Annotated in this window: 12 protein-coding genes; 10 read left to right on the forward strand and 2 right to left on the reverse strand. The window is 60.9% G+C overall.

Going from position 1 to position 12,671, the window contains the following annotated elements:
- Window positions 1–153: 153 nt before the first annotated feature.
- The 5 genes from J3D54_RS22935 to J3D54_RS22955 all read left to right on the forward strand — a co-directional run bounded on the left by J3D54_RS22935 (window position 154) and on the right by J3D54_RS22955 (window position 5,905).
- A complete protein-coding gene (locus tag J3D54_RS22935; RefSeq protein ID WP_253423002.1) occupies window positions 154–1,818 on the forward strand; it encodes an AMP-binding protein in 1,665 nt (554 codons plus the stop codon).
- A gap of 16 nt (window positions 1,819–1,834) precedes the next feature.
- A complete protein-coding gene (locus J3D54_RS22940; RefSeq protein WP_253423006.1) occupies window positions 1,835–2,596 on the forward strand; it encodes an SDR family NAD(P)-dependent oxidoreductase in 762 nt (253 codons plus the stop codon).
- 12 nt (window positions 2,597–2,608) lie between these two features.
- Entirely contained in the window at window positions 2,609–3,802 is a 1,194-nt protein-coding gene (locus tag J3D54_RS22945; RefSeq protein ID WP_253423009.1) for an acetyl-CoA C-acyltransferase, read from the forward strand.
- Window positions 3,803–3,989: 187 nt separating this feature from the next.
- On the forward strand, window positions 3,990–5,117 hold the full coding sequence (locus J3D54_RS22950; protein ID WP_253423012.1) for an acyl-CoA dehydrogenase: 1,128 nt from the start codon (window positions 3,990–3,992) through the stop codon (window positions 5,115–5,117).
- Window positions 5,118–5,131: 14 nt separating this feature from the next.
- Entirely contained in the window at window positions 5,132–5,905 is a 774-nt protein-coding gene (locus tag J3D54_RS22955) for an enoyl-CoA hydratase (protein WP_253423015.1), read from the forward strand.
- A gap of 123 nt (window positions 5,906–6,028) precedes the next feature.
- On the opposite strand, the gene J3D54_RS22960 is transcribed toward J3D54_RS22955, so the two are convergent.
- Together J3D54_RS22960 and J3D54_RS22965 are read right to left on the reverse strand one after the other, a co-directional pair.
- On the reverse strand, window positions 6,029–7,180 hold the full coding sequence (locus J3D54_RS22960) for an acyl-CoA dehydrogenase family protein (RefSeq protein WP_253423018.1): 1,152 nt from the start codon (window positions 7,178–7,180) through the stop codon (window positions 6,029–6,031).
- 3 nt (window positions 7,181–7,183) lie between these two features.
- Complete coding sequence (locus J3D54_RS22965) at window positions 7,184–8,290, reverse strand: enoyl-CoA hydratase/isomerase family protein (protein ID WP_253423021.1); 1,107 nt, start codon at window positions 8,288–8,290, stop codon at window positions 7,184–7,186.
- A gap of 554 nt (window positions 8,291–8,844) precedes the next feature.
- Here J3D54_RS22965 and J3D54_RS22970 point away from each other — a divergent pair.
- The 5 genes from J3D54_RS22970 (at window position 8,845) to J3D54_RS22990 (ending at window position 12,443) form a co-directional block, all read left to right on the forward strand.
- Window positions 8,845–9,624 carry a transporter substrate-binding domain-containing protein gene (locus tag J3D54_RS22970; protein ID WP_253423024.1) on the forward strand — a complete coding sequence of 260 codons (780 nt, stop codon included), beginning with the start codon at window positions 8,845–8,847 and terminating at the stop codon, window positions 9,622–9,624.
- Between the two features lie 76 nt (window positions 9,625–9,700).
- Window positions 9,701–10,426 carry an ABC transporter permease gene (locus J3D54_RS22975; protein WP_253423026.1) on the forward strand — a complete coding sequence of 242 codons (726 nt, stop codon included), beginning with the start codon at window positions 9,701–9,703 and terminating at the stop codon, window positions 10,424–10,426.
- Window positions 10,423–11,133: an ABC transporter permease gene (locus tag J3D54_RS22980; protein WP_019649666.1), complete on the forward strand. Its 711-nt coding sequence runs from the start codon at window positions 10,423–10,425 to the stop codon at window positions 11,131–11,133. Before J3D54_RS22975 ends, J3D54_RS22980 begins: the two co-directional genes overlap by 4 nt.
- A 56-nt stretch (window positions 11,134–11,189) precedes the next feature.
- Window positions 11,190–11,951, forward strand: a complete 762-nt coding sequence (locus J3D54_RS22985; RefSeq protein WP_253423029.1) for an ABC transporter ATP-binding protein — start codon at window positions 11,190–11,192, stop codon at window positions 11,949–11,951.
- A 12-nt stretch (window positions 11,952–11,963) separates the two neighbouring features.
- Complete coding sequence (locus J3D54_RS22990) at window positions 11,964–12,443, forward strand: Lrp/AsnC family transcriptional regulator (RefSeq protein ID WP_007939680.1); 480 nt, start codon at window positions 11,964–11,966, stop codon at window positions 12,441–12,443.
- Window positions 12,444–12,671: the final 228 nt, after the last annotated feature.

Raw genomic sequence — 12,671 nt, forward strand, 5'->3', positions numbered from 1 at the left:
CGGTCGTCCGGGGCACCGCATCCTTCGGCCCTTGGCCAAACCAGTCACGCAACTTGATAGCTTTGACCATTGTCCCGCTCCCCGCGCAGAGCGAGTATTTCCCTGTTGATTACGGTTCCCCCAACCTAATAAAAATACAGAGGGATTCTGGCAATGCGCGATTACTTGTCTGCCACGTCACAGTTCAATTATCAGCACACCGTCGATGCCGCGCTCACAGGGTCGTTGACCGCGCTCAACGCCTGCGTCGAGTGTTGCGACCGGCATGCTTTGCCGGGGCGCATCGCGCTGTTCTGGGAAGGTCGCGATGGCAGCAGCGCGACCTACACCTTCAGCGACTTGCAAGACAAAGCCGCGCGTTTCGCCAACTTCCTGCTGGCCCAGGGCGTGAAGAAGGGCGACAAGGTCGCGGGCCTGTTGCCACGCAACATCGAATTATTGATCACCGTGTTCGCCACCTGGCGTATCGGCGCGGTTTATCAGCCGCTGTTTACCGCTTTCGGCCCCAAAGCCATCGAGCACCGTCTCGGTAACTCCGGCGCCAAAGTGGTGGTCACCGACGCGGCCAATCGCCCGAAACTGGCTGAAGTGGCCGACTGCCCGACCATAGTCACCGTCGGCGGCCCGAAAGGCCGAGGTATTGTTCGGGGTGATTTCAGTTTTTGGGCCGAACTGGCCAACTACTCCAGCGTCTGCGAACCGGTATTGCTGACCGGCGAAGACCCGTTCCTGCTGATGTTCACCTCGGGCACCACCGGCCCGTCGAAAGCGCTGTCGGTGCCACTCAAGGCCATCGTCGCGTTCCAGAGTTACACCCGTGACGCGGTGGATTTGCGCCCCGAAGACGCCTTCTGGAACGTCGCCGATCCGGGCTGGGCCTACGGCATCTATTTTGGCGTCACAGGTCCCATGGCGATGGGGCATCCGATCACCTTTTACGATGGCCCGTTCACCCTCGAAAGCACCTGCCGGGTGATCAACAAATACGGGATTACCAACCTCACTGGCTCACCGACCGCCTACCGCTTGCTGATTGCCGGTGGCGATGAATTCGCCCGTTCGATCATGGGCAAGCTGCGCATCGTCAGCAGCGCTGGCGAGCCGCTGAACCCGGAAGTGATTCGCTGGTTCGCCGATAACCTTGGCGTGGTGATTCACGACCATTACGGCCAGACCGAACTGGGCATGGTGCTGTGCAATCACCATGGCCTGGAACATCCGATCCACATGGGCGCCGCCGGTTTTGCCTCGCCAGGTCACCGCATCGTGGTGCTGGATGAGCAATACAAAGAACTCGGCGTCGGCCAGCCAGGAATCCTGGCCATCGACCGCACCCAGTCGCCGATGTGCTGGTTTGGCGGTTACGAAGGCGTACCGACCAAAGCGTTCGTCGGCAACTATTACCTGAGCGGCGACACCGTCGAGTGGAACCCGGACGGCAGCATCAGCTTCGTCGGCCGCAGCGACGACGTAATCACCACCTCGGGCTACCGCGTCGGCCCGTTCGACGTGGAAAGCGCGTTGATCGAACACCCGGCGGTGGTCGAGGCGGCGGTGATCGGCAAGCCGGACCCGGAGCGCACCGAACTGGTCAAGGCCTTCGTCGTGCTCAACCCGCAATACCGTGCCGAACCTGCCTTGGCCGAAGAACTTCGGCAACACGTGCGCAAGCGTCTGGCAGCGCACGCGTACCCCCGTGAAATCGAATTTGTCAGCGAGTTGCCGAAAACCCCAAGCGGCAAATTGCAGCGCTTTATCTTGCGCAACCAGGAAATCGCCAAGGCTCAAGAGGCCGCCGCGAAGAACGTTTCAGCTTGAATCCAAGGAAACAATGATGCAGATCGAAAACAAGGTTTTTCTCGTCACCGGCGGTGCTTCCGGCCTCGGTGCCGCCACCGCTGAAATGCTGGTGGCCGCCGGCGCCAAGGTGATGCTGGTGGACATGAACGCCGAAGCCGTCGCGGCGCAGGCTGCACGACTCGGCGCGCAAAGCGTGGTGGCCGACATCAGCAATGAAGCGGCGGCCGAAGCGGCGGTGCAGGCGACGGTTAAAGCGTTTGGCGGCCTCAATGGGCTGGTCAATTGCGCCGGCATCGTCCGTGGCGAGAAGATCCTCGGCAAGAACGGTCCTCATGCGTTGGCCAGTTTCAGCCAGGTGATCAACGTCAACCTGATCGGCAGTTTCAACATGCTGCGCCTGGCTGCGGCGGCGATTGCCGAGACCGAAGCCGATGAAGACGGCGAGCGCGGGGTGATCATCAACACCGCTTCGGTCGCAGCCTTCGACGGCCAGATCGGCCAGGCCGCGTATTCTGCCTCCAAAGGCGCAATCGCCAGCCTGACCTTGCCGGCCGCCCGTGAACTGGCGCGCTTCGGCATCCGCGTGATGACCATCGCACCGGGCATTTTCGAAACGCCGATGATGGCCGGCATGACCCCGGAAGTACGTGATTCACTGGCCGCTGGGGTGCCGTTTCCGCCACGCCTGGGCAAGCCGAGCGAGTACGCCGCGCTGGCCAGGCATATCATAGAAAACAGCATGCTCAACGGCGAGGTGATCCGTCTCGACGGCGCCTTGCGCATGGCCGCCAAATAAGGAGTATTTGTCATGACACTGTCCAACGATCCGATTGTTATTGTCAGCGCCGTCCGCACCCCGATGGGCGGTTTCCAGGGCGAACTGAAAAGCCTGACCGCGCCACAGCTGGGCGCCGCAGCGATTCGTGCTGCCGTCGAACGCGCCGGTATCGCCCCTGAATCCGTAGAAGAAGTGCTGTTCGGTTGTGTGCTCTCCGCCGGTCTCGGCCAAGCCCCGGCACGGCAAGCGGCACTGGGTGCCGGGCTGGATAAATCGACCCGCTGCACGACGCTGAACAAAATGTGCGGCTCGGGTATGGAAGCGACGATTTTGGCCCACGACATGCTGATCGCCGGAAGTGCCGACGTGGTGGTCGCCGGGGGCATGGAAAGCATGTCCAACGCGCCATACCTGTTGGACCGCGCCCGCAGCGGTTACCGCATGGGCCATGGCCGGGTGCTCGATCACATGTTCCTCGACGGCCTCGAAGACGCCTACGACAAGGGCCGCCTGATGGGCACCTTCGCCGAGGATTGCGCCGAAACCAACGGCTTCACCCGCGAAGCTCAGGACGCGTTTGCCATCGCTTCGACCACTCGCGCGCAACAGGCGATCAAGGACGGCAGCTTCAACGCTGAGATTGTGCCGCTCACCGTGACGGTCGGCAAAGAGCAGGTGCTGATCAGCCATGACGAACAACCGCCGAAAGCCAAACTGGACAAGATCGCGTCGCTGAAACCGGCGTTCCGCGAGGGCGGCACGGTGACGGCGGCGAACTCCAGTTCGATCTCCGACGGCGCGGCGGCGCTGGTGTTGATGCGCCGTTCCGAAGCCGAGAAACAAGGCTTGAAACCGCTGGCAGTGATTCACGGCCACGCGGCGTTTGCCGACACCCCGGGGCTGTTCCCGGTGGCGCCGGTGGGCGCGATCAAGAAGCTGATGAAGAAAACCGGCTGGTCGCTGGATGAAGTCGAGTTGTTCGAAGTCAACGAAGCCTTCGCCGTGGTGAGCCTGGTGACCATGACCAAACTGGAAATCCCCCACGAGAAGATCAACGTCCACGGCGGTGCTTGTGCCCTGGGCCACCCGATTGGTGCGTCCGGCGCGCGGATCCTCGTGACCTTGCTCTCGGCACTGCGCCAGAAAGGCCTGAAACGGGGCGTTGCAGCGATCTGCATCGGCGGCGGCGAAGCCACGGCCATGGCCGTTGAATGCCTGTACTGAGGCTGACGCCAATCCCTGTGGGAGCGGGCTTTGTGGCGAGGGGGCTTGCCCCCGTTCGAGAGCGCAGCGCTCGCAGATTCTTGGGTCCGCTGCGCGGCCCAACGGGGCGGTGCGGCGTTCCGACAAGCCCCCTCGCCACAAGGCTCCCACAAGTTCTGCGTCTTCAGGATAATTTTAAGGAATTGCCATGATTCCCAATGACGAACAACTTCAGATCAGCGACGCGGCCCGGCAGTTTGCCCAGGAACGGCTGAAACCGTTCGCCGCCGAATGGGACCGCGAACATCGCTTCCCCAAGGAAGCCATCGGCGAGATGGCCGACCTGGGCTTCTTCGGCATGCTGGTGCCGGAGCAGTGGGGCGGTTGTGATACGGGTTACCTGGCTTACGCCATGGCTCTGGAAGAAATCGCTGCCGGCGATGGCGCCTGCTCGACCATCATGAGCGTGCACAACTCGGTGGGTTGCGTACCGATCCTCAAGTTCGGCAACGACGACCAGAAAGAACGCTTCCTCAAACCGCTGGCCGCCGGCGCGATGCTCGGTGCGTTTGCGCTGACCGAACCGCAAGCCGGCTCCGATGCCAGCAGCCTGAAAACCCGTGCGCGGCTGGAAGGTGACCACTACGTGCTCAACGGCTGCAAGCAGTTCATCACTTCCGGGCAAAACGCCGGGGTGGTGATTGTGTTTGCGGTGACTGACCCGAGTGCCGGCAAGCGTGGGATCACCGCGCTGATCGTGCCCACCGATTCGCCGGGCTATAAAGTCGCGCGGGTCGAAGACAAGCTCGGTCAGCATGCCTCCGATACCTGCCAGATCCTCTTCGAGGATGTGAAAGTGTCGGTGGCCAATCGACTGGGTGAGGAGGGCGAAGGCTACAAGATCGCCCTGGCCAACCTTGAAGGCGGGCGTGTCGGTATCGCCTCGCAATCGGTGGGCATGGCCCGCGCCGCGTTCGAAGCGGCCCGCGACTACGCCCGTGAACGCGAGAGCTTCGGCAAGCCGATCATCGAACACCAGGCGGTAGCGTTCCGCCTGGCGGACATGGCGACCCAGATCGCCGTGGCCCGGCAGATGGTGCACTACGCGGCGGCGTTGCGCGACAGCGGCAAACCGGCGCTGGTCGAAGCGTCGATGGCCAAGCTGTTTGCCTCGGAAATGGCCGAAAAGGTTTGCTCCTCGGCGTTGCAAACCCTTGGCGGTTACGGTTACCTGAACGACTTCCCGCTGGAACGGATCTACCGCGACGTGCGGGTGTGCCAGATCTATGAAGGCACCAGCGATATTCAGCGCATGGTCATTTCGCGCAATCTTTGAGAAGGAATCCACCTATGAGTTACGAAACGATTTTGCTGGAAACCCACGGTCGCGTGGGCCTGGTCACCCTCAACCGTCCGCAAGCCTTGAACGCGTTGAATGCGCAACTCGTCAGCGAACTGAACCACGCCCTCGATGGCTTGGAAGGCGATTCGAACATCGGCTGCATCGTGCTGACCGGTTCGAAAAAAGCCTTCGCCGCCGGTGCTGACATCAAGGAAATGGCCGAGCTGACCTACCCGCAAATCTACCTCGACGACCTGTTCAGTGACAGCGATCGCGTGGCCAACCGCCGCAAGCCAATCATCGCTGCAGTCAATGGTTTCGCCTTGGGCGGAGGCTGTGAACTGGCGCTGATGTGCGACTTCATTCTGGCCGGCGACAACGCCAAATTCGGCCAACCGGAAATCAACCTCGGCGTGCTGCCGGGCATGGGCGGCACCCAGCGCCTGACCCGCGCCGTGGGCAAGGCCAAGGCCATGGAAATGTGCCTGAGCGGGCGTTTGATCGATGCGGTGGAAGCCGAGCGTTGCGGAATCGTGGCGCGCATTGTGCCGGCGGATGAGCTGGTGGAAGAAGCGCTGAAAGTCGCGGCGTTGATTGCGAAAAAATCACTGCCGATTGCGATGATGATCAAGGAAAGCGTCAACCGCGCCTTTGAAGTCAGCCTGTCGGAAGGCGTGCGTTTTGAACGCCGGGTGTTCCATGCGGCGTTTGCCACGCAGGATCAGAAGGAAGGGATGGCGGCGTTTATTGCCAAGCGTGAGGCGGAGTTCGTCGGCAAGTAATGCGGCGTCCTCGCGGACGTCATCGCGGGCAAGCCCGCTCCCACAGGTTTCTCGAGCGTATGCAAAATTTTTGAACGCCGAAGAACACTGTGGGAGCGGGCTTGCCCGCGATGCTTTTAAAGGTCACACCAAATAGTTTTTCAACTCCCGGGCAATCACCATCCGCTGGATCTCGCTCGACCCTTCATAAATCTGTGTGATCCGCGCATCCCGGTAGTAACGCTCCACCGGGTAATCCTCCAGATACCCATACCCGCCATGAATCTGTATCGCCGACGAGCAGACTTTCTCGGCGATCTCCGAAGCAAACAGCTTGGCCTGCGAAGCCTCCGACAGGCACGGCTTGCCGGCACTGCGCAAGCGCGCGGCGTGCAGAATCAACAGGCGCGCGGCGTTCAGTCGGGTCTGCATGTCGGCCAGCATATTGGCGATGCTCTGGTGTCCGATGATCGGCTTGTCGAACTGCACCCGATCCCGCGCATAGGCCAGCGCCGCTTCAAACGCCGCACGGGCGATGCCCAAGGCCTGCGCGGCGATGCCGATGCGGCCGCCTTCGAGGTTGGAGAGGGCGATGGCCAGGCCTTTGCCGCGTTCGCCCAGCAGATTGGCCTCAGGGACCGTGCAATTGTTCAGGGTGACCGCGCAGGTATCGGAAGCGCGGATGCCCATCTTGTGTTCACTGCGGTCGACGATGAACCCCGCTGTTTCGGTCGGCACCAGGAACGCCGAAATGCCGCGCTTGCCCAACTCCGGATCGGTCACCGCGAAAACGATCGCCAGTTTTGCCCGTTTGCCATTGCTGACGAATTGCTTGGCGCCGTTGATCACCCACTGGCCATCGCGCAGTTCGGCGCGGGTGCGCAGGTTATGGGCTTCGGAACCGGCTTGCGGTTCGGTCAGGCAGAAGCAACCGATGGCCTGGCCGCTGGCGAGGTCCGGCAGCCATTGCTGTTTCTGTTCTTCGGTGCCGTAATTGAGCACAGGCCCGCAGCCCACGGAGTTGTGGATGCTCATCAGCGCGCCAGTGGCGCCGTCACCGGCGGAAATCTCTTCCACCGCCAGCGCATAGGCCACGTAGTCGACGTAGGTGCCGCCCCATTCCTCGGGCACCACCATGCCCAGCAGCCCCAGCTCACCCATCTTCGCCACCAGACCGTCATCGATCCAGCCGGCCTTTTCCCAGGCTTGTGCGTGGGGCGCGATTTCGCCACGGGCAAAATCCCGGGCCATGTCGCGGATCATCACTTGTTCTTCGCTCAATTCGATATCGTGCATGGCTCAGTTCCCGCTATGGTCAAACCCGGTGAAAAAACTCGCGACGTGCTCGGCGTCCAACGCCTGCAAGGTCGGCGGGTTCCAGCGCGGGTTCTTGTCTTTGTCGATCAGCAAGGCGCGCACGCCTTCGATCAGGTCGCCGCGTTCGAACCACTGGCGATCCAGGTGCAGTTCGAGGGCAAAGCACTGTTCCAGGCTCAGGTGCCGACCGCGCCGCAGCATGTCCAGGGTCACGCCCATGGCCAGCGGTGAACGGCTTTCCAGCAAGTCGGCGGTGGCCATGGCCCACTCATGGCTGTCGGCGACGGTCACTGCTCGCAGTTGTTCCACCATACTCGGCACATCGGGCTGGGCGAAGAAGTGGTCGATGACCGGCCGCAACGCCGCCAGGGGCGCTGCCGGCAGTTGTTGCACGGCGAGTTTTGCCAGCACACCTTGCAGGTCCTTGAGCGGTGTGTCGTGCCATTCCAGATGGTCGAGTCGCTCATCCAGTTCGCCCAGGCTGGCGCTCTCCAGATACCAGTCGGCCAGGCCGCAGTAGAGCGCATCGGCCGCGCGGATCTGCACACCGCTGACGCCGAGATAAATGCCCAGCTCGCCGGGGACGCGCGGCAGGAAGTAGCTGCCACCGACATCCGGGAAATACCCGATGGCCACTTCCGGCATCGCCAGGCGGCTGCGTTCGGTGACCACCCGCAAATCGGCGCCTTGCACCAGCCCCATGCCGCCGCCCAGCACAAAGCCGTCCATCAAGGCCAGGACCGGTTTGCGGTAGTGATGGATCGTGAGGTCGAGGGCGTATTCCTCGACGAAGAACTCTTCGTGCAGGGTGTCGCCGCTTTTGAAGCTGTCGTACAGCGAGCGGATATCACCGCCGGCACAGAAGGCTTTCTCGCCAGCACCGCGCAACACCACCGCATGCACCTGCGGATCCTGTGCCCAGGCATCGAGCTGTTGTTGCAGGCTGCGGACCATGTCCAGGGTAATGGCGTTGAGGCCGGCGGGGCGGTTGAGGGTCAGGTGACCGATGTGATTGCGAACCTCGGCCAACACTTCGTTTTGCGTGGCATCCATGGACTGTGTCCCCGGGGATGAAACCTGAGCAGTCATCACTAACTCCCTGCTTTTATTGTTCTTTATAGAGAAGCTCGCGCGCGAGCGATGCAGGATCGTAACAGTGCAAATTTGCCCTGTACAACCGAGATACGTGCAGGTTCTTTCTGCATTTTTACCTTAGTGCAAAATCAAAAGATCGCAGCCTACGGCGGCGGCTGCGCGATCGGAATCCAACATCATGACGGATACGCTCAACGGAGCTGCCGCAGGCAGCGATCTTTGGCTCTTCCCTTTGATCTTTAACCCCATTCGGCAATCAACGACAGATTCGGCTGTGAAAGCCCTTCGTTCAGCGCAGTTGAGCTGTCTGGACAGGGGCTTACGACACCCGTGCCCTCCAGGCAATTGGCATTCTGACGGTCCATTTCAAGCACTTGCGATCAAGCGCCTGGAACGGACTGCACCCCGACGACTGGCCCGAGCCAGTTGAAAACAACAACAAATACGGCTGCGGTGAATGCCGCATCGACTCTCTGCCCCTGTCAAAAAGTGTGGTGCGGCGCAGGCGCCAAGCCGCGATAAATCCAAATAATCCGGGACTTTAGAAGATGAACATCAAATGGCTGACCTTACCGGCATTGGCTTTGCTGTGCTGCTCCACCGGTGCCAGCGCCAAGGAGTGGAAAGAGCTGCGCTTTGGCGTCAACCCCAGTTACCCGCCTTTTGAATCCACCACCGCCGATGGCGGCGTGCAAGGGTTCGGCGTGGACCTGGGTAATGCGATCTGCGCCGAGCTGAAGGTGAAATGCGTGTGGGTCAGCAATGACTTCGATGGGCTGATCCCGGCGCTCAAAGCAGGCAAGTTCGACGCCATTGAATCGTCGATGACCGTGACCGATGCGCGCAAAAAACAGATCGACTTCACCGATCGCCTGTACGCCGGGCCGACCGCCATCGTCACCCGCAAGGATTCCGGTTTGTTGCCCACCGCCGAATCGCTGCAGGGCAAGACCATCGGTTACATGCAGGGCACGATCCAGGAAACCTACGCCAAGGCCAAACTGGGGCCGAGCGGGGTGAAACTGCGCGCTTATCAGAACCAGGATCAGGTCTACGCCGACCTGGTTTATGGGCGTCTTGATGCGTCGATCCAGGACAAGCTGCAAGCGCAGATGAGCTTCCTGACGTCGCCACAAGGGGCGGACTTCAAGAACAGCGAAGGCATCAGCGACCCGCTGGTGCCGTCGGAAATCGCCATTGGCGTGCGCAAGGACAACGAAGAACTCAAAGGCATGCTCAACGCCGCCATCAAGGCCCTGCATGAAAAGGGCATCTACGCACAGATCCAGCAGAAGCATTTCGGCGACCTGGACCTCTACAACAACTGATCCTCGCGCCCCGAGCGCTGCGTCCTGGTAACAGGCGCAGCGCTTGCAAGCGGGCGCCTCAAGACAGGTGACTGGCGTGAACTCCTTCCTGAATCTGATCGGGGTCGATCTTTCGGCCCTGCAAGGCTATGGCCCATTGTTGCTACATGGCACCTGGGTCACCCTAAAACTGTCGGCGCTTTCGCTGCTGGTAAGCATGGCGCTGGGACTGCTCGGCGCGGCGGCCAAGCTGTCGCCGCTGAAACTGTTGAACCTGCCTGCCACCTTCTACACGACGCTGATTCGCGGCGTACCGGACCTGGTGCTGATGCTGCTGATTTTCTACAGCCTGCAAGGCTGGCTGAGCAGTCTGACCGAGGCCATGGGTTGGCCTTACATGGAAATCGATCCGTTTGTGGCCGGTGTTGTCACCCTCGGCTTTATTTACGGCGCGTATTTCACCGAGACTTTTCGCGGGGCGATCCTCAGCGTGCCAAACGGTCAGCGGGAAGCCGCCGCATGCTTTGGCCTGAACCGCTGGCAGCGTTTTCGCTTCGTGGTGTTCCCGCAAATGATGCGCTTCGCCTTGCCGAGCCTGGGTAACAACTGGCTGGTGCTGCTCAAGGCCACGGCGCTGGTGTCGATCATCGGTTTGTCGGACTTGGTCAAAGTGGCTCAGGAAGCCGGAAAAAGCACCTTCAATATGCTGGATTTCCTGCTGCTGGGAGGGGCGCTGTATCTGTTGATCACCAGCGCGTCGAACTACGTATTGCGCGTGCTTGAGCGACGTTATAACCAGGGCGTGCGAGGGATGGCGCGATGATCGAGTTGATTGCCGAATACTGGAAACCCTTTCTGTTCAGCGACGGCTATAGCCTCACCGGATTGGCGATGACCTTGTGGCTGCTGGTGGCGAGCATCGTGATGGGGTTCTTCCTGTCCTTGCCTTTGGCGATCCTTCGAACCTCACGCTGGGGTCTGCTGCGCTGGCCGGTTCAACTGTTCACCTATGTGTTTCGCGGCACGCCGCTGTATATCCAGCTGCTGATTTGCTACAGCGGGATCTACGGCATTGCCGTGGTCCGCTCGCAACCGCTGCTCGAAGCGTTCTTTCGCGATGCGATGAATTGCACCTTGCTGGCGTTCACGCTCAACACCTGCGCCTACACCGTGGAAATCTTCGCCGGAGCGATTCGCAGCATTCCTTACGGTGAAATCGAGGCGGCCCATGCTTATGGCTTGAGCGGCTGGCGCCTGTATCTGCGGCTGATCCTGCCGTCGGCCTTGCGCCGGGCACTGCCGTATTACAGCAACGAAGTGATCCTGATGTTGCACGCCACATCGGTGGCGTTCACCGCGACCATTCCCGACATTCTCAAAATCGCCCGGGACGCCAATGCCGCGACGTTCATGACCTTTCAGGCCTTCGGCATTGCCGGCCTGCTGTACCTCGCGCTGTCGTTCGGCCTGGTCGGCGCGTTTCGCCTGGCGGAGAAACGTTGGTTGAGCTTCCTCGGGCCGGCGCACTAATTCCTCATTTCATCCAGAGCAGCGTCAAAGCAGGCGCTGCTGCAGGAGACTTATGCATGTACAAACTCACGGTTGAAAATCTGTATAAACGCTTTGGTGACAACGAGGTGCTCAAGGGCGTCTCGTTGAACGCGCGGGCTGGCGATGTGGTGAGCATGATCGGCGCCAGCGGCTCGGGTAAAAGCACCATGCTGCGCTGCATCAATTTTCTGGAGCGGGCGGACGAAGGCGCCATCGTGCTGGAAGGCGAGCACATCATCACCCGCCCGGGCGCGGGCGGCATGCGCGTCGCCAACCCGGCGCAGTTGCAGCGCTTGCGCACACGCCTGGCGATGGTGTTCCAGCATTTCAATCTGTGGAGCCATCTGACCGTACTGGAAAACATCATACTGGCGCCGTGTCGGGTGCTGGGCGTCAGCCGCAAGGCAGCCGAAGACAGCGCGCGGGCGTATCTGGACAAGGTCGGTTTGCCGCAACGGGTGGCCGATCAATACCCGGCGTTTCTGTCCGGCGGGCAGCAACAGCGGGTCGCGATTGCCCGGGCGTTGGCCGTGGAACCGGAGATTCTGTTGTTCGATGAGCCGACCTCGGCCCTCGATCCGGAACTGGTGGGCGAGGTGCTGAAAGTAATTCAGGCGCTGGCCGAAGAAGGTCGGACCATGTTGATGGTGACCCACGAAATGGGTTTTGCCCGGCAAGTGTCCAGCCAGGTGTTGTTCTTGCATCAGGGGCGGGTCGAGGAGCAAGGTGATGCCACCATCCTCGACCAGCCAAAGAGTGAACGGTTACAGCAATTTCTATCGGGTCGTTTGAAGTGAGGCAAGACGTACATGGCGGATATCCGCGATATGTCGATTGTGCTTGATCGTATTGATCAGGCCATCATCGAAGTGCTGCGCCACGAAGGGCGCATCACTTATCAAAAGCTGTCCGAGCGCGTGCACCTGACGCCCAGACCGTGCCTGGAACGGGTGCGCAAGCTCGAACAGCTCGGGGTTATCCGTGGCTACGGCGCGATTCTCGATGAAAAGAAACTGACACCGGGGCTGTCGCTGCTGGTGTTGGTGGCGTTGTCGAACCAGAGCGGGCGGGCGGCGCAAAAGGCTTTTGAGGCCAAGGTCCGTGGTTGTCCGCAGGTGCTGGAATGCCGCTTGATCAGCGGTGCGTTCGACTACAGCCTGCGCATGCGTTGCCGGGACATGGAGCATTACCGGGTGCTGACTGAAGTCTGGTTCGACGACCCGGAATTGCACATTGACAAGCTGGTCAGCCATCCGGAACTGGCGATGGTCAAGACCACGATGGAATAGACGCGAAAGATCAAAAGATCGCATCCTTCGGCAGCTCCCGCACGGACCGTGTGTACCGCAGTTTTTGGGTATGAACACCGCCCCTGCAGGAGCCGCCGAAGGCTGCGATTTTTTGCTTTTCAGCCCTCGCCGAATCGGCTGACCCAACCCCGTTTTTCAGCCATTTCCATCACATCACCGGCCCTTAACAACCGGGTTTTTCCGCCGCCGAAACAGACAATGAGTACC

This window comes from Pseudomonas sp. GGS8, assembly GCF_024168645.1.
Lineage (GTDB): Bacteria > Pseudomonadota > Gammaproteobacteria > Pseudomonadales > Pseudomonadaceae > Aquipseudomonas.

What these genes read in the sequence shown, in the direction of transcription:
- J3D54_RS22935 (WP_253423002.1), top strand. Translation starts at nt 154, where the DNA reads ATGCGCGATTACTTGTCTGCCACGTCACAGTTCAATTATCAGCACACC.
- J3D54_RS22940 (WP_253423006.1), top strand. Translation starts at nt 1,835, where the DNA reads ATGCAGATCGAAAACAAGGTTTTTCTCGTCACCGGCGGTGCTTCCGGC.
- J3D54_RS22945 (WP_253423009.1), top strand. Translation starts at nt 2,609, where the DNA reads ATGACACTGTCCAACGATCCGATTGTTATTGTCAGCGCCGTCCGCACC.
- J3D54_RS22950 (WP_253423012.1), top strand. Translation starts at nt 3,990, where the DNA reads ATGATTCCCAATGACGAACAACTTCAGATCAGCGACGCGGCCCGGCAG.
- J3D54_RS22955 (WP_253423015.1), top strand. Translation starts at nt 5,132, where the DNA reads ATGAGTTACGAAACGATTTTGCTGGAAACCCACGGTCGCGTGGGCCTG.
- J3D54_RS22960 (WP_253423018.1), bottom strand. Translation starts at nt 7,180, where the DNA reads ATGCACGATATCGAATTGAGCGAAGAACAAGTGATGATCCGCGACATG.
- J3D54_RS22965 (WP_253423021.1), bottom strand. Translation starts at nt 8,290, where the DNA reads ATGACTGCTCAGGTTTCATCCCCGGGGACACAGTCCATGGATGCCACG.
- J3D54_RS22970 (WP_253423024.1), top strand. Translation starts at nt 8,845, where the DNA reads ATGAACATCAAATGGCTGACCTTACCGGCATTGGCTTTGCTGTGCTGC.
- J3D54_RS22980 (WP_019649666.1), top strand. Translation starts at nt 10,423, where the DNA reads ATGATCGAGTTGATTGCCGAATACTGGAAACCCTTTCTGTTCAGCGAC.
- J3D54_RS22985 (WP_253423029.1), top strand. Translation starts at nt 11,190, where the DNA reads ATGTACAAACTCACGGTTGAAAATCTGTATAAACGCTTTGGTGACAAC.
- J3D54_RS22990 (WP_007939680.1), top strand. Translation starts at nt 11,964, where the DNA reads ATGGCGGATATCCGCGATATGTCGATTGTGCTTGATCGTATTGATCAG.